13 protein-coding genes are annotated in these 15,756 nt (G+C 71.2%); 5 read left to right on the top strand and 8 right to left on the bottom strand.

Annotated elements, in window-relative coordinates; all coding sequences use genetic code 11:
• The first annotated feature begins 2 nt into the window (after positions 1 to 2).
• On the top strand, positions 3 to 995 hold the full coding sequence (locus tag JF597_RS04300; RefSeq protein WP_293989052.1) for an aldo/keto reductase: 993 nt from the start codon (positions 3 to 5) through the stop codon (positions 993 to 995).
• 199 nt (positions 996 to 1,194) lie between these two features.
• Here the strand turns inward: JF597_RS04300 and thpR are convergent, their stop codons facing one another.
• Positions 1,195 to 1,767 carry an RNA 2',3'-cyclic phosphodiesterase gene (gene thpR / locus JF597_RS04295; RefSeq protein ID WP_293989049.1) on the bottom strand — a complete coding sequence of 191 codons (573 nt, stop codon included), beginning with the start codon at positions 1,765 to 1,767 and terminating at the stop codon, positions 1,195 to 1,197.
• A 60-nt stretch (positions 1,768 to 1,827) separates the two neighbouring features.
• On the opposite strand from thpR, the gene JF597_RS04290 reads away from it, so the two are divergent.
• A complete protein-coding gene (locus tag JF597_RS04290; protein WP_293989047.1) occupies positions 1,828 to 2,388 on the top strand; it encodes a GNAT family N-acetyltransferase in 561 nt (186 codons plus the stop codon).
• Between the two features lie 43 nt (positions 2,389 to 2,431).
• Here the strand turns inward: JF597_RS04290 and JF597_RS04285 are convergent, their stop codons facing one another.
• Both JF597_RS04285 and JF597_RS04280 read right to left on the bottom strand, forming a co-directional pair.
• Positions 2,432 to 3,781: an MFS transporter gene (locus tag JF597_RS04285; RefSeq protein WP_293989044.1), complete on the bottom strand. Its 1,350-nt coding sequence runs from the start codon at positions 3,779 to 3,781 to the stop codon at positions 2,432 to 2,434.
• Positions 3,782 to 3,813: 32 nt separating this feature from the next.
• A complete protein-coding gene (locus JF597_RS04280) occupies positions 3,814 to 4,251 on the bottom strand; it encodes a MarR family transcriptional regulator (RefSeq protein WP_189264283.1) in 438 nt (145 codons plus the stop codon).
• Positions 4,252 to 4,433: 182 nt separating this feature from the next.
• Here JF597_RS04280 and JF597_RS04275 point away from each other — a divergent pair, with 182 nt between their 5' ends.
• Complete coding sequence (locus JF597_RS04275; RefSeq protein ID WP_293989037.1) at positions 4,434 to 4,628, top strand: ribbon-helix-helix protein, CopG family; 195 nt, start codon at positions 4,434 to 4,436, stop codon at positions 4,626 to 4,628.
• A 10-nt stretch (positions 4,629 to 4,638) separates the two neighbouring features.
• Here JF597_RS04275 and JF597_RS04270 read toward each other — a convergent pair whose 3' ends face one another.
• Complete coding sequence (locus tag JF597_RS04270; RefSeq protein ID WP_293989035.1) at positions 4,639 to 6,090, bottom strand: NCS2 family permease; 1,452 nt, start codon at positions 6,088 to 6,090, stop codon at positions 4,639 to 4,641.
• Positions 6,091 to 6,202: 112 nt separating this feature from the next.
• On the opposite strand from JF597_RS04270, the gene JF597_RS04265 reads away from it, so the two are divergent.
• The gene (locus tag JF597_RS04265) at positions 6,203 to 6,457 is read left to right on the top strand and encodes a DUF2530 domain-containing protein (protein WP_293989033.1); all 255 of its coding nucleotides are present in this window, start codon (positions 6,203 to 6,205) and stop codon (positions 6,455 to 6,457) included.
• A gap of 143 nt (positions 6,458 to 6,600) precedes the next feature.
• Positions 6,601 to 9,000 (top strand): cation-translocating P-type ATPase, encoded by a 2,400-nt coding sequence (locus JF597_RS04260; RefSeq protein ID WP_293989031.1) that lies wholly within the window; start codon positions 6,601 to 6,603, stop codon positions 8,998 to 9,000.
• Between the two features lie 69 nt (positions 9,001 to 9,069).
• Here JF597_RS04260 and JF597_RS04255 read toward each other — a convergent pair whose 3' ends face one another.
• The 4 genes from JF597_RS04255 to JF597_RS04240 all read right to left on the bottom strand — a co-directional run bounded on the left by JF597_RS04255 (position 9,070) and on the right by JF597_RS04240 (position 15,530).
• Positions 9,070 to 9,903 carry a hypothetical protein gene (locus JF597_RS04255; protein WP_293989029.1) on the bottom strand — a complete coding sequence of 278 codons (834 nt, stop codon included), beginning with the start codon at positions 9,901 to 9,903 and terminating at the stop codon, positions 9,070 to 9,072.
• Positions 9,904 to 10,076: 173 nt separating this feature from the next.
• Positions 10,077 to 11,000 (bottom strand): hypothetical protein, encoded by a 924-nt coding sequence (locus JF597_RS04250; protein WP_293989026.1) that lies wholly within the window; start codon positions 10,998 to 11,000, stop codon positions 10,077 to 10,079.
• A 129-nt stretch (positions 11,001 to 11,129) separates the two neighbouring features.
• Entirely contained in the window at positions 11,130 to 14,249 is a 3,120-nt protein-coding gene (locus JF597_RS04245) for a molecular chaperone Hsp90 (protein WP_293989023.1), read from the bottom strand.
• 354 nt (positions 14,250 to 14,603) lie between these two features.
• Entirely contained in the window at positions 14,604 to 15,530 is a 927-nt protein-coding gene (locus JF597_RS04240) for a DUF3027 domain-containing protein (protein WP_293989020.1), read from the bottom strand.
• Positions 15,531 to 15,756: the final 226 nt, after the last annotated feature.

Raw genomic sequence — 15,756 nt, 5'->3', positions numbered from 1 at the left:
CCATGAAGTACACGCAGCTCGGACGTACCGGACTCAAGGTCAGCCGACTCGTCCTCGGCACCATGAACTTCGGCCCGCAGACCGACGAGGCCGACAGCCACGCGATCATGGACGCGGCCCTCGGCGCCGGCATCAACTTCTTCGACACCGCCAACGTGTACGGGTGGGGCGAGAACAAGGGCCGTACCGAATCGATCATCGGCAACTGGTTCGCCAAGGGCGGCGAGCGGCGCGACAAGGTCGTGCTCGCCACCAAGGTGTACGGCAACATGGCCGCCGACGGCGACGCCTGGCCCAACCACGACAAGCTCTCCGCGCTGAACATCCGGCGCGCGGTCGACGCCAGCCTCAGGCGGCTGCAGACCGACTACATCGACGTCTACCAGTTCCACCACGTCGACCGGCGGACCCCCTTCGAGGAGATCTGGCAGGCGATCGATACCCTGGTCGCCCAGGGCAAGATCCTCTACGTCGGGTCCTCGAACTTCCCCGGCTACAAGATCGCCCAGGCCAACGAGATCGCCGCCCGGCGCGGCGGGACCATCGGGCTGGTCAGCGAGCAGTGCCTCTACAACCTCGCCGAGCGCCGGGCCGAGATGGAGGTCATCCCGGCCGCGCAGGAGTACGGCCTCGGGGTCATCCCCTGGTCGCCGCTGCACGGCGGGCTGCTCGGCGGTGTGATCAAGAAGGAGGTCGAGGGCGGGCGCCGGGCGAGTGGCCGGGCCGCCGACTCCCTCGCCAACACCACCATCCGCGCCCAGATCCAGGCCTACGAGGACCTGCTGGACAAGCACGGCGTGGAGCCGGGCGAGGCCGCCCTGGCCTGGCTGCTCACGCGTCCGGGGGTGACCGGCCCGATCGTCGGCCCCCGCACCGCCGAGCAGCTGGAGTCGGCGCTGCGGGCCGTGGAGCTGGAGCTGAGCACGGAACTCCTGGAAGGCCTCGACGAGATCTTCCCGGGGCCGGGCCCCGCCCCGGAGGCCTTCGCCTGGTAGTTCCGTCAGGGTGAGCGCCCCGTCAGGGGCGCGGGGAACTGCGCGACCAGCCACAGACGGCCCGCAGCCGACGACGAACGGCCGACCGCAGTTCCCCGGCCCTCACCTCATCGCAGAGGCCACGGCAACCACCACGAACAACAACACGAGCGCACCGGCCATGATCCGGTTCCTGGTCTTCGGGTCCACGGCAACGAGCCTAACCGGCCGCTCCGAGCTCCCAGCGGCCGACCACCTCGTACCGCGGCTGCTCCCCCGGCACCCCCGAGGTCGGCAGGTTGCTCCGCACCAGCGCCAGCTCCCCGACCGTCCAGGTCCGGCTCGCGAACTCCGCGAGCAGGTCGACGTACGGCCGTACCTGCACCGCGTCCCGGCTGCGGGCCACCGTCAGGTGGGCCTTGTAGCGGCGGTGCTCCCCCATCGGCAGGCCCGCCTTCCGGGCCGCCGCCTCCGCGCGGTCGGCCAGCAGGCGGAGGGTGTCCAGGTCGCCGTCGGCCCCCGCCCACAGGGCCCTGCCGTGTCCGAACTGCCCGCCGCCCGCGACGGCCAGCGGGAAGGGCGGGGTGCGGTGGGCGGCGCGGGCGAGGCGCTCCGACAGGTCCGGTACGACGTCGTCGTCGACCTCGCCGTAGAACGCGAGGGTGTAGTGCCAGCCGGGGCCGCCGGTCCAGCGCAGCGCCTGCGCGCCGGGCAGCCGCTTCAACCGGTCGACCTCGGCGGCGAGTTCGGCGGCCACCTCGGGTGGGGGCAGCACGGCTGCGAAGAGTCTCATGGAGGCAACCCTGCCAAAAAAACGATTGCGCGCGGGACGTACGGCGGCGTGAATCGCTGCATGGAGAACAGAGAGAGCACGGAGCGCACGGAGACGAACGGGAAGATCAGGATCCGGGACGGCCGTGTCGACGACATCCCGGTGGTCCTCGGGATGTTCGACAGCGCCGTGGCGTGGCTGGTCTCCCAGGGGCGGACCCGCCAGTGGGGGACGACACCCTGGTCGGAGAATCCGAAGGCGGTGGAGATGATCACCCGGTACTTCGCCGAGGGCAGCCCGTACATCGCCGAGTACGACGGCGTCCCGGCCGCCACCCTCACCCTGACCGACGCGCCCGGCCCCTATCTCGCGCCCGTGGCCGAGCCCGAGCGGTACATCCACATCCTGGCCTCGGACCGCAGGTTCAAGGGCTCCGGCACCGGCGCCGCGCTGCTCGCCCACGCGGCCGCGGAGACCAGCCGGGCCGGGATCTCGCTGCTGCGGGTCGACTGCTACGCGGGCGACGACCGCAAGCTGGTCGCCTTCTACGAGCGCAACGGCTTCACCCCGACCGAGACCTTCACCGTCAGCGTGCCGGGCGACGACGGCTGGCCGGGACAGGTACTGGCCCGGAGGCTGTAGTCGCGGTGCGCCTCCGGGCCGGTCACCGGGTGGGTGCGGGGTCTCACACGGCCGGTGCGAGCTCTTCCTGCTGCTCTCTCGGGACGAAGCGGACCCGGGGGTGGCCGCCGTGCCAGCCGACCGACAGGCGCAGGTTGCCGGCCCGGGCGAGGACGAGGCCGATGACGATCGCCGCGGCCGCGGCGATCGCACCGCCGACGGCGAGGCCCGCCCGGACGCCGTAGGTGTCCGTGATCCAGCCGGCGATGGGCGCGCCGATGGGTGAGCCGCCCATGAACACCATCATGTAGAGGGCCATCACCCGGCCCCGCATGGCCGGGTCGGTGCCCATCTGGACGGTGGTGTTGGCGGTGACGTTGACCGTCATGCCGAACATGCCGATCGGCACCATGAGCAGGGAGAAGAGCCAGAGGGAGGGGGCGGTCGCGGCCACCAGTTCCAGGCCGCCGAAGGCGACCGCCGCCGCGAGCATCACGCGCATCTTGGCCGTGCCGCGTCTGGCCGCGAGCAGGGCACCGGCCAGGGAGCCGGCCGCCATCAGGGTGTTGAAGAGGCTGTAGGAGCCGGCGCCCGCGTGGAAGACGTCGTCCGCGAAGGCGGAGAGGTAGACGGGGAAGTTGAAGCCGAAGGTGCCGATGAACCCGACCAGGATGATGGTCCAGGTCAGGTCCGGGCGGCCGGCGACATAGCGCAGGCCCTCTCTGAGCTGGCCCTTCCCCTTCGGGGTGCGCCGGACGACGTGCAGGTCACGTGCGCGCATGAGCAGCAGGCCGACGAGGGGGGCCACGAAGGACAGGCCGTTGAAGAGGAACGCCCAGCCGGTGCCCACGCCGGTGATCATGAGGCCGGCGACGGCCGGACCGACCAGGCGGGCGGACTGGAAGTTCGCGGAGTTCAGGCTGACCGCGTTCTGCAGCTGGTCCGGGCCGACCATCTCGGAGACGAAGGACTGGCGGGCCGGGTTGTCGACGACCGTGGCGAGGCCGACGGCGAAGGCGGCGAGGTAGACGTGCCAGACCTGGACGTGTCCGGAGAGGGTCAGCAGGGCCAGCGCGATGCCGGTCAGGGCCATCGAGGTCTGGGTGACGAGGAGGGCGCGCCGCTTGTTGAGGCGGTCGACCAGGACCCCGCCGTAGAGGCCGAAGAGCAGCATCGGCAGGAACTGCAGGGCGGTGGTGACACCGACGGCGGTCGCGGAGCCGGTGAGGCTGAGGACCAGCCAGTCCTGCGCGATGCGCTGCATCCAGGTGCCTATGTTCGAGACGACCTGGCCGGCGAAGAACAGCCGGTAGTTCCTGACCTTCAGCGAGCTGAACATCGAGGACTTACGGGCTGCGGGGGTGGTAGGGGCGGTCGGTGCGGGGGCGGAAGGTGTTCCGGGTCCCGTACTCAAACGGATTCGCCTCCTCCTTCTCTCGGCGGCTGTTACAGGTGTGCGAGCTTCTCCAGCACGGGGGCGGCGGCGCGGAGTTTCGCCCACTCGTCCTCGTCGAGGCCGTCGACCAGGCCGGCCAGGAACGCGTTGCGCTTGGCGCGGCTCTCCTCGAGCATCGCCTCGGCCTGTTCGGTCCTGGTGACGACCTTCTGGCGCCGGTCCTCGGGGTGCGGCTCCAGCCGGACCAGGCCCTTGGCCTCCAGCAGCGCCACGATGCGGGTCATCGAGGGCGGCTGGACGTGCTCCTTGCGGGCCAGCTCACCGGGGGTGGCCTGGCCGCAGTTGGAGAGGGTGCCCAGCACCGACATCTCGGTGGGGCTCAGTGACTCGTCGACCCGCTGGTGCTTCAGCCGTCGCGAGAGTCGCATCACGGCGGAGCGGAGGGAGTTCACGGCGGCCGCGTCGTCGCCATGGGTAAGGTCCGGCATGTTCCTTAGAGTAACTCATTACTCTGCCTAAAGACCACTCCGGCGCGCCGATATGCCCGTGACCTCGGCCACTGAACCCGGGGGTCCGGGGGCACCCCCCAGAAAACATCGCATCACCCTTACGAGTGAGCTGGATCCGGAAAGTGACGCACCGGGCGCACGGATGTGGCGCCCTCGTATGCATGGGGACCAGTGTGCTCAGCCTGCGCATAGACGGGGAGCTGCTCGAACGGCTCCGGTGCCATGCGGCGAAAAGAGGAATGAGCGTCCAGGACTACGTGGTCCGGACGCTCATTCGGGACGACTTCGACGAACGGTTCTCGGCCGCCGTCGAGGAGACGGAGAGGTTCTACGGCGACCAGGTGAAGGTCACCTGACCCCGGGAGGTCACGTGAGGCCGAGGGCCGGCATCAGGTAGTAGAAGGCGAACACCGCCGAGACCACGTACATCGCGACCGGGATCTCCCTGGCCCGGCCGGCGGCCAGGCGCAGCACCACGAAGGTGATGAAGCCCATGCCGATGCCGTTCGTGATCGAGTAGGTGAACGGCATCATGACCATGGTCACGAAGGCCGGGATCGCGAGCGTGTGGTCAGCCCAGTCGATCTCCTTGATCGACCCGGCCAGGATCAGGAAGCCGACCGCGAACAGCGCCGGGGTGGCCGCCTGCGACGGGACCATCGTGGCGACGGGGGTGAGGAAGAGCGCCACGGTGAACAGGCCGCCGGTGATGACGTTGGCGAAGCCGGTGCGGGCGCCCTCGCCGACTCCGGCCGTCGACTCGACGAAGCAGGTGGTGGCGGAGGACGAGCTGGCACCGCCGACCGCGACCGCGACACCGTCGATGAAGAGGACCTTGTTGATGCCCGGCATGTAGCCCTGGGCGTCGGTCAGCTTGGCCTCGTCGCTGACGCCCATGATCGTGCCCATGGCGTCGAAGAAGCAGGACAGCAGGACCGTGAAGACGAAGAGGATGCCGGTCAGCACGCCGACCTTGCCGAAGCCGCCGAAGAGGCTGACCTTGCCGAGCAGGCCGAAGTCCGGGGTGGCGGCCGGGTTACCGGGCCACTTCGGGACGGTCAGGCCCCACGTCGTCACGTGCGCGACGGCGTTGATGACCAGCGCGAGCACGGTCATCGCGACGATCGAGATCAGGATCGCGCCGGAGACCTTGCGGACGATCAGCGCGAGGGTCAGCAGCACGCCGAGCACGAAGACGAGCACCGGCCAGCCGTTGAGGTGACCGTCGGCGCCGAGCTGGAGCGGGACGGTGGTCTGGGCGACGTCCGGGATGCGGGTGACGAAGCCGGAGTCCACCAGACCGATCAGCATGATGAACAGGCCGATACCGATCGAGATCGCCTTGCGCAGGCCGTAGGGGACGGCGTTCATCACGCGCTCGCGCAGACCGCTGGCGACCAGCAGCATCACGACGATGCCGGCCAGCACCACCATGCCCATGGCGTCCGGCCAGGACATCCGGGGGGCCAGCTGGAGCGCGACGACCGAGTTCACGCCGAGGCCGGCGGCGAGCGCGATCGGGACGTTGCCGATGACGCCCATCAGCAGCGTCGTGAAGGCCGCGGTGATGACCGTCGCGGTGACCAGCTGACCGTGGTCGAGCTGGTGGCCGTACATGTCCTTCGCGCTGCCGAGGATGATCGGGTTCAGCACGATGATGTACGCCATCGCGAAGAACGTGGCGAAGCCGCCGCGCACCTCGCGGGCCAGGGTGCTGCCCCGCTCGGAGATCTTGAAGTAACGATCCAGCGCGCCGTACGCGGGGGTCGCACCCGGCTGTTCGGGGGCGGGGGCCTGAGTGGAAGCCGGGCTTGACATTGGATGTTCCTACGATAAGAAGTGGTCAGACATAAACGGTTTCAGTATGAACGTATGATGCCTAGATCGCTATCTCCGCGCGTAGACCCTTGGGATGCGTATGCTGAGCGCCATGGCGAAGTGGACCCCCCAGCACGAGGCACCGGAGCCCCTTGAGGGCCCTGTCGTCCCGACGATCATCGGCGGCACGATCATCTGGTTCGTCCTCTTCCTGGCGCAGCTCCCCTTCTACGGCTGGTACTCCGACCACGGCCACACCTGGTGGATCTGGACCTGCCTGGCCGGTGGCGGCCTCGGTCTGATCGGCGTGTACTACGTGAAGCGCCGGGACGCGGCGATCAAGGCGCACCGGGCGACGGCCGAGTAGGGCACCACCACGAGGCCGGCCAGCCAGAGGACGGGGAAAGGGTCCCGGCGTCTACAACCTGCGCACGACTTCGGTCCTCCGCTGGTCGGATCTTCCGGGCACTCGGCAGGTGAACGCGCAAATCCGCACGTACCGTCGAATGCATGCAGCACATCGACGCGGGCGCCGAGCTCGACCCTGTGCATCCCGTACCGCTGCCGGCGCCCGCGCGGGCGACCGGCCTGACGACCGCCGAGGTCGCGGAGCGAGTCGCGCGCGGCCAGGTGAACGACGTACCGGTCCGCAGCAGCCGCTCGTTCGGCGAGATCGTCCGCGCGAACGTCTTCACCCGGTTCAACGCGATCATCGGCGTGCTGTGGCTGATCATGCTGGTCGTGGCGCCGATCCAGGACAGCCTGTTCGGCTTCGTGATCCTCGCCAACACGGGCATCGGGATCGTGCAGGAGTGGCGGGCGAAGAAGACCCTGGACTCGCTCGCGGTGATAGGCGAGTCACGGCCCACCGTGCGCCGGGACGGGGCCGCCGTCGAAGTGAGTACCAGCGAGATCGTGCTCGGCGATCTGATCGAGATCGGTCCTGGCGACAAGATCGTCGTGGACGGGGTCTGCGCGGAGGCCGACGGTCTCGAGATCGACGAGTCGCTGCTCACCGGTGAGGCCGACCCGGTCGTCAAACACCCCGGCGACCAGGTGATGTCCGGCTCCTTCGTGGTGGCCGGCGGTGGCGCGTTCGCCGCGGCGAAGGTCGGCCGGGAGGCCTACGCGGCCCAGCTCGCCGAGGAGGCGTCCCGCTTCACGCTCGTCCACTCCGAGCTGCGCTCCGGTATCTCGACCATCCTCAAGTACGTGACCTGGATGATGGTCCCGGCCGCGATCGGCCTGGTCGCCACCCAGCTGGTCGTGAAGAACAACGGCCTCAAGGACGCCGTCGCCCGCACGGTCGGCGGCATCGTCCCGATGGTCCCCGAGGGCCTGGTCCTGCTCACCTCCGTCGCCTTCGCGATCGGCGTGATCCGGCTCGGCCGCCAGCAGTGCCTGGTCCAGGAACTCCCCGCGATCGAGGGTCTCGCCCGCATCGACACCGTCTGTCTCGACAAGACCGGCACCCTCACCGAGGGCGGCATGGACATCACCGAGCTGCGGGCGCTGGACGGCGTCGACGAGACGTACGTGCGCAAGGTGCTGGGCTCGCTCGGCGAGTCCGACCCGCGCCCCAACGCCTCCCTCCAGGCGATCATCGACGCCTACCCGGACAGCGAGGACTGGCGGTGCGTGGAGTCGCTGCCCTTCTCCTCCGCCCGCAAGTACAGCGGGGCGACCTTCAGCGAGGGGGACGGGGAGCTGAGCACCTGGCTGCTGGGGGCGCCGGACGTGCTCCTCGGCGCCGACGACCCGGCACTGGCCGAAACCGTACGCCTCAACGAGCAGGGGCTGCGGGTGCTGCTGCTCGCCCGCGCCGGGCGGGACCTCGACGACCCGGGGGTGGCGCAGGGCGCCGAAGCCACCGCGCTGGTGGTCCTGGAGCAGCGGCTCCGCCCGGACGCCGCCGACACCCTCCGCTACTTCGCCGACCAGGACGTCCGCGCGAAGGTCATCTCCGGCGACAACGCGGTGTCGGTGGGTGCCGTGGCGGCCAAGCTCGGCCTCACCGGTACGACGGTGGACGCGCGCCGGCTGCCCGCCGAGCGGGACCGGATGGCCGAGGCCCTCGACTCGGGCACCGTCTTCGGACGGGTCACCCCGCAGCAGAAGCGGGACATGGTGGGGGCGCTGCAGTCGCGCGGGCACACGGTCGCGATGACCGGCGACGGCGTGAACGACGTACTCGCCCTGAAGGACGCCGACATCGGGGTCTCGATGGGCTCGGGCTCCGAGGCGACGCGGGCGGTCGCCCAGATCGTCCTGCTCAACAACAGCTTCGCCACGCTGCCCTCGGTGGTGGCCGAGGGGCGGCGGGTGATCGGCAACATCACCCGGGTCGCCACGCTGTTCCTGGTCAAGACCGTGTACTCGGTGCTGCTCGCGGTACTGGTGGTCTGCTGGCGGGTCGAGTACCCCTTCCTGCCCCGGCACCTGACGCTCCTGTCGACCCTGACCATCGGCATCCCGGCCTTCTTCCTCGCCCTGGCGCCGAACAGGGAACGGGCGCAGCCGCACTTCGTCCGCCGGGTGATGCGGTACTCGATCCCGGGGGGTGTGGTGGCCGGCGTCGCGACCTTCGTGACGTACCTGATCGCCCGCCACTACTACACGGGGGCCGGGTCCCTGGACGCCGAGACCAGTGCCGCGACCCTGACCCTGTTCCTTGTCTCGCTGTGGGTGCTGGCGATCATCGCCCGCCCGTACACCTGGTGGCGCGTCGCCCTGGTGGCCGCGATGGGCGTGGCCTTCGTGTTCGTGCTCGCCGTGCCCGCGCTGCAGAGCTTCTTCGCGTTGAAGCTGGTGGGGGTGGCGATGCCGTGGACCGCCGTCGGCCTGGCCGTGGTGGGGTCGGCTGTGCTGGAGCTTATGTGGAAGTGGGTGGAGCGGAGATATCCGGTGTGATGCGGGTGGGGAAACCGCGCGGGCCCGGTGGGGGCTGGTCGCGCAGTTCCCCGCGCCCCCTGAAGGGGCTTACTGCACGTCGACGTAGTCGCCCGTGGCGCTGACGGCCGGGGTGGTCGAGGTGCCCGCGAAGGAGTAGCGGTAGTAGCCGTCGACCGTCGCGGTGGTCGTCGTCTTCAGGGCGCCCGTGGAGGACGTCTTGATGGTCTTCAGCGTGGTGTAGGTGCTGGAGCCCTTCTTGCGGAACTGGAGCTTGACCGACTGGCTCCCGTAGCCCGCGTACTTGCCGGTGTCCCAGTTGGCGCGGGTCAGGGTGCCGGTGACCGTGATGGTCTTGCCCTTCTTCACCGGCTCCGGGGCGGCGTTGGCGGTCAGCTTGGACGCGCGCTGGACCAGGGTGGTGGCGAGGCCGCTCTGGTCCTTGTAGCCGACCTTGCTCAGGTCGGGGTTGGACAGGCTCTGCCCGTTGAAGGCGACGGCCTCGGCGGCCACGTTCCAGCTGCCGGCCCAGACGCTCTCCAGGTCGCCGTCGGCCAGGTGGATGTTGATCTCCCCGGCGCAGGTGGCGGTTGTCGAGGAGGTGGCGGTGCAGGTGGCCGAGTCGGCGTCGCCGTACAGCTCGGGGGCCGAGTCGCTGTAGGAGCCCTTGTAGAGGAAGGCGTCCGTGTAGAAGTCCTTCGCGGTGATGTCCACGTCGGCACCGTGGGTCAGCTTGTACGTGTACTTGACGGTGACCTCGGCGGAGGTGCCGACCTTGATCGCCTTGGCGATCGAGACGTTGGAGAAGCCGGCGTTCAGCGTGTACGGCGTGCCCGAGTCACCGGCGGCCTGTGCGGCCGGGACTGCGAGGGCGGAGAGGGCCAGGGCGCCGGAGACGGCGGCCACGGTGGCACGAATGCGCATGGATTCCCCAGTGGGAACAGTGGGCGCGAGGCCCAAGTGATCTAGGGAGTCTGTTGACTCGGGTGATCAGATCCACGAGGGGGGAGCGAGGTTGTACGGGCGAGACGTAATCCGGCCAGATTTTGTTTCCTTTGCAACCGGATTACGTCTCGTTGGGATTACTCCCGGTGCTGCTACTTCACGTCGACGTAGTCACCCGTCGCGTTGACCGCCGGGGTCGTCGCGGTGCCGACGAAGGAGAAGCGGTAGTAACCGTCCACCGTCGCCTTGGTGGTCGTCTTCAGCGTGCCGGTCGAGGACGTCTTGATGCCCTTGACGTTGGTGTACGTGGTGCTGCCCTTCTTGCGGAACTGCAGCCGCACGGACTGGCCGGTGTAGCCGTGGTACTTGCCGTCCTCCCAGTTGGCGCGGGACAGCTTGCCGGTGACCGTGATGGTCTTGCCCTTCTTCACCGGCTCCGGGGCGGCATTCACCGTCAGCCTCGACAGGCGCTGGACCTGGGTGCTGCCGAGGGCGCCCTGGTCGGCGTAGCCGACCTTGGTGATGTCGAAGTTGGCGTTGGCCGGGTTCTGGCCGTTGTACGCGATGGCCAGCGCACCGGCGTGCCAGAGGCCGGCGTCGGAGTTGAACAGCTCGCCGTCGCCCGGATAGATGTCGATGTTCCCCTTGCAGTTGGCGGTGGTCGCCGAGGTGGCCGTGCACTTCGCAGCGTCGTCGCCGATCAGGAAGTTGGCCGGCTCGTCGTAGGAGCCCTTGTAGATGTAGGCGCCCGAGAAGAAGTCCGCGGCGGTGATGTCGACGTCGGCGCCGTGGGTCAGCGTGTAGGTGACCGACGTGGCGACGTGCGCCGTCGTACCGACCTTGACCGCCTTGGCGATCTTCACGTTGGAGAAGGTGACGTCCATGGCGTACGGACCGTCGTCGTCCGCGGTGGTGGCCGTGTACGCGGTCTTGCCGGACGCCTGGTGAGCGGCCGCGAAGAGCTTCGTCGCATCGGTGCCGAAGGACGAGCCGCCGGCGGCGTGCGCTGCCGGCATCGCGAAAGCGGAGAGTGCCAGGGCGCCGGAGACGGCGGCCACGGTGGCGCGTGTGCGCATGCGTTCCCCCATGGAAGTGATCGGGGAGTCTGAATGACTCGCCCGATCAGACCTCCGCCGGAGAACCAAGGTTGTACGGGATTTGAAAGTTCTGCGCTGAACCAGTGGCGGGTTCTGGCGTCCGGCTGTTCAGTCGAACCAGCGGTCCCGCGCCAGCTCCTCCGTCCGGGACGGGTCCTCCAGGAGGGCCGCCACCTCGAAGCGGCGCGGCCACTGGCCGGCCGCCCAGGCCAGGCCGGCGGCCACGCCCTCCAGGGTCGCGGCGTGCAGGACGCCGTCGCCGGTGAGGCGCCAGTCGATCTCGACGCCGTCGACGACCAGCTCCTCGTGCTCGACGTACGTCTGCGGGGTGCGCGGGCCGAGCAGGACGTGCACCGGCTGGGGGACGTCGTGCTCCGTGCCCTCCGAGTCGACCGAACCCGTCACCGACTCGCTCAGCCGCCGCACCTGGAACAGCTCGGCCAGCTCGGCGGCCCGGGACGGCCTTACGGGGAGCAGGGGGACACCGGAGGTGAAGGGCAGGAGGTCGGGCGAGTCGACGACCACCGCGTCCGCCGCGTCCACGACCTCCACCCGGCCGTCGGTCACCGCCCGCACCTCGTCGGGCAGCGTCACCTGTTCGGGGTCGAGGTCGGCCAGCGCGCCGTACAGCGCGTGCAGTTGGGCGCCGGTGACCGGGCGGTCCGGGTCGGCGAGGCGGTCGAGCAGCTCGGCGGCCCCGCCCGGCTCGTCGAGCAGGGCGGCCACCGAGGTCCGTACACCCAGCGCGCGCAGCACCTGCTCGTCCTCGAAGCCGGTCGCGTCGGCCTCCTCGTAGAGGCCGCGCAGCAGCGGGTCACCGCCGGCCGCCAGCAGACCGGCGGGGCGGCGGCCGTCGAGGACCGGGTGCCCGCGCAGCCACCACGCGGTGTACGGCCGTACCACCTCGTGCGTGCCGTCGGGCAGCAGGATGCGGACCGGCTGGGTGAGAGCGTCGCGCAGCGGCGGCTGGGCGAGCAGGGCGAGGGCCTCGGGCCAGTGGTCCTCGTCGACGAGGTCGAGGTCGCGGACGGCGATCAGTTCGGTGGCGACCGGCGGCACGGGGGTGTCCGGGAAGCGGTCGAGGATGTCCTCGCACCAGACGTCGACGGCGTCGAGCAGGCCCGCGTCGTCGGGCTCGGCGAAGTCGCCCTCGCGGGGCTCCAGTTCGTCCGGGTCGAGGACGACGTCGGTGGCGCGGACGAGCGCGAAGTTCGCGAGCACCCCGCAGGCGGCGAGCGGTCCCTCGCCCCACTTCTCGGCCAACTCGGCGTCGACGGAGGCCAGTTCGCCCTGCCGGATCACCTGGGCGAAGGAGCTGCCGGGGAAGACCAGTTCACCGGCCGGGGCCAGCTCGCCGTCCTCGTCGGGGAGGGCCAGCGCGCCCAGCCAGGGTTCGTCACCGGGCTCCAGTCCGGCGTCCCGGACCAGCGCGAGCACGGTGTCCGCGAGCTCCTCGGCGTCCGGGGCGTCCTCCTCCCAGAGCGCGCCCCCCTCGTCGTCGAGCGAGGCCGCGACCGCGGCCCGTACCTGCGGGGTGGTGAGGACCGCGCGGGGGCTCGCGGGCAGGGCGCCGAGCTTCTCCAGGAGCGGGTGGGCGGCGTCCTGGTGGGCGACCTTGAGACCGAGCCGGGCGAGCACCTCGGGGTCGATGGCGGCCGCGTCCGCGGTGGGCAGCAGGACCTGCCGGGGACCGATGGTGGTCCGGCCGTCTGCCAAGGGCACCGGCAGGCCGGAGAGCCGGTCCGGGTCGACGCCCGCGAGGCTGTCGTAGAGCCGCCACCACCACTCCGGGTCCTTCTCCAGACCGGCCAGGCGGTCGACGGCGTCGGCGAGCGGCAGCCGGGCGACGGACAACGTCCGTAGTTCGACGCGGCGTTCGAGACCGGCGGGCAGCAGGGTGGGCAGCACCTCGGCCAGGACCCGGACGGTCTCCGCACCCGCCCCCTCCACGATCTCGGCGTCGCGCGGCCGCAGCGCCTCCGGAAGGTCGGAGTCGTCCGTCGTGTCGACGGCGGGCGGCAGGAACGCGGTGCGCGGCAGCCGCTCCAGGATCGCCTGGCGCAGCGCGCCGTCCAGCTCGCCCTTGCCGAGCGGGCCGGGCACCAGGTGGATGATCCCCTCTCCCACCGGCCGCCAGTCGGCGAGGAGTTCGGCGTACGCGTCGGCCGCGCGCTGCACCAGGAAGTCGGTGAGCGGGCCCGGGGCGGCGTGCCGGCGGGTGGTGTCGAGGGGGAAGGAGGCGATGAGCAGGGCGGGCACGCCGAGCGGCTCGTCGCTGGGGGTCGGGGCGTGGACGACGGGGGCGGTGCGCGGCCGGTCGGGGGCGCCCTGGCCGTCCGTGGGCACGGCCCAGGTCAGCGACCAGTGCGGCCGCAGCCGCTCCTCGACCGGCCGGTCGGCGAGCAGGTCGGGGGTGAGCGGGCCGTGCGCGGATACGGTACGCCAGTGGGTCGTGCCGGCTCGGGAGTCCTCCACGACGGTGAGCGCGCCGTCGGTGCGGCGGCGCAGGGTGCGCACGGTGTCGGCGGTCTCGACCACGACCTCCTCCAGCCCGGGGAGGGCGAGGAGCAGGGCGTCGTCCACGGCGTCGAGGAGCCGCTCGGCGAGGTCGGCGGCCGCGGTGTCCCGCAGCGGCAGGATCACCACCGTGTCGTACGGGTCCGGGGCGGTGCCCTCGGCGGCGAACGGCAGCCGGAGCAGGGGCACATGTCCGTCCCGCCGACGGATCTCGTCTCCCAGCCCCGGGCTGTGCCGGGCGGTCTCCTCGGCCAGCTCCCGTCCCTCGGCGAGGGACCAGCGCACCCCGCCGTGCCGCCCCACGACCGCGGGTTCGTCGGTCACCGCCAGCACCGCGGCGAAGCCGACGCCGAACCGCCCCACCGCCCCTTCGCCGTCCCCCCGCTTCGCGGAGGCGCGCAGGGTGGAGAGGGACTCGACACCGACCGCGTCCAGCGCGGCGCCGGTGTTGGCGGCGAACAGGACGCCGTCGCGGAGGGTGAGCCGGAGCCGGCCGGGACCACCGGCCCGCGCCGCCGCGTCGGCCGCGTTCTGGGCGAGCTCCACGACGAGCCGGTCCCGGTACCCCCCGAGGACCAGGTCCTCCTCGGCGTTGGCGTCCTCCCGGAACCGGGCGGGGCTGGTGGCCCAGGCGTCGAGGACGCCGCGGCGCAGGCGGGCGGTGCCGAAGGGGTCGGCGCCCTCGGCGGCGGGCCGCACGAACTTGCTCACGTTCACTCTCCTCGTCGGCGTGAGGAGAAGGTACCGCGCGCCGGGGAGTCGCCCGTCCGCCCACCCGGCCCGTCTGGCCGAGAAACAAACGCCCGGCCCCGGCGCCGGACGCCCGGCGGCTGACCGAGCTGTCCGCGGGGACGGCCGGTCCGCGGGTGACTCCGACCGGACGACGACCGGGTCAGCAAGGTAGGCGAGTACCCCCTGATGGGCGTCCCCGTGTACACCGTCTTCGACCCCGCACCGGCACCGGCGTCGTCCTCACCGGCATCCACCCCGCCCCCGGCAGACGGCCTGCCGCTCCACAGGGCGAGAGCGGCACGGAATCCGAGGGGTGGGGGGACGGCCGCCCCGCTACGAGTGCCCGAGCTCCGCCGACGCCTCGTCCTCCGTCGCGGGGACCGAACCGGAGTCGGAGGCGGGGCGGAGGGGGAAGGGGTCGACACGGGTCTCGTCGATGACCGGAGGGGCCACCTCCGGGGGCTTCGGCATGACCGCGGCCTCGGAGTGGCCGCCGCAGCCGTAGGAGAGGGAGACGACCCGGCCGTCGGCCGGGGAGAACTCGTTGGCGCAGACACCGAAGGCCTGGCCGAGGGAGCCGCCGATGGGGGTGAGGAAGCCGCAGCTCACGCAGGTCGCGGGGGCCGCCTGGGCCATGGGGGTCTTGGCGCCGTACGCCTCCTCCCAGCGGTCCGCGGCGATGTGCAGGCCGTAGCGGGACAGGACCCGGGCGCGGCGCATGCCGAGTTCCTGGGCGACCGAGGCGATCGTGCCCCGGGCGGGGACCGTTGGAAGGTGCGCGGGCGTGCCTGCGGTGACCTCGGCGTCCTCCGCCTCCGCCAGCTCCTCCATCTCCTCCGAGATCGGGGCGTTCGGCTCCGGCTCGTCCTCGCCGGTGTAGCCGGGCTCCAGGCGGAGGTCCTCGGCCTCGGTGGGCAGCAGGTCGCCGGGGCCCATGTCGCCGGGGCGCAGCCGTTCGCTCCACGGCACCCACTCGGGGGCGAGGAGGGCGTCGGGACCGGGGAGGAGGACCACCTCGTCCAGGGTGACGACCTTGGCACGGGAGGCGCGGGCCACCGTCACCGCCCAGCGCCAGCCGCGGTACCCCAGCTCCTTGCACTCGAAGAAGTGCGTGACCACGCGATCGCCCTCGGCGACCGTTCCGGCGTGCTCGCCGACCACCCCCGGTGCGGCGGCCTCCTCGGCGGCTCCACGGGCGAGGTCGACGGCCTCGGCGCACAGACGGTCGGGGGTGCGGCTTCGCGTTGTCGCTGCGCTCACAGGTATCGCTTCTCTCCTACGCCGTCTCACGAGTGCGGTTGCCTCCGGCGGTGGGGCGGACGGAGCGGACCTGTGGGCCGCATCGACGTCCGCGTCCGATCGCGCTCGGGCGCACCTATGCCATCCATTCTGCTTTATGGCTGAGATACGCACGCTACCCCGTCGCCGGTGGTGGGGGACAGTCCGGCGTGCGAGCGGGGGTGGGCGAGAGCCGACGGGGGTGGGG

Origin of the sequence: Streptomyces sp., from assembly GCF_019510245.1 — a bacterium.
Lineage (GTDB): Bacteria > Actinomycetota > Actinomycetes > Streptomycetales > Streptomycetaceae > Streptomyces.
The sequence above is the reverse complement of the archived record's forward strand: the minus strand, read 5'-3'. Positions and strand labels throughout refer to the sequence as shown.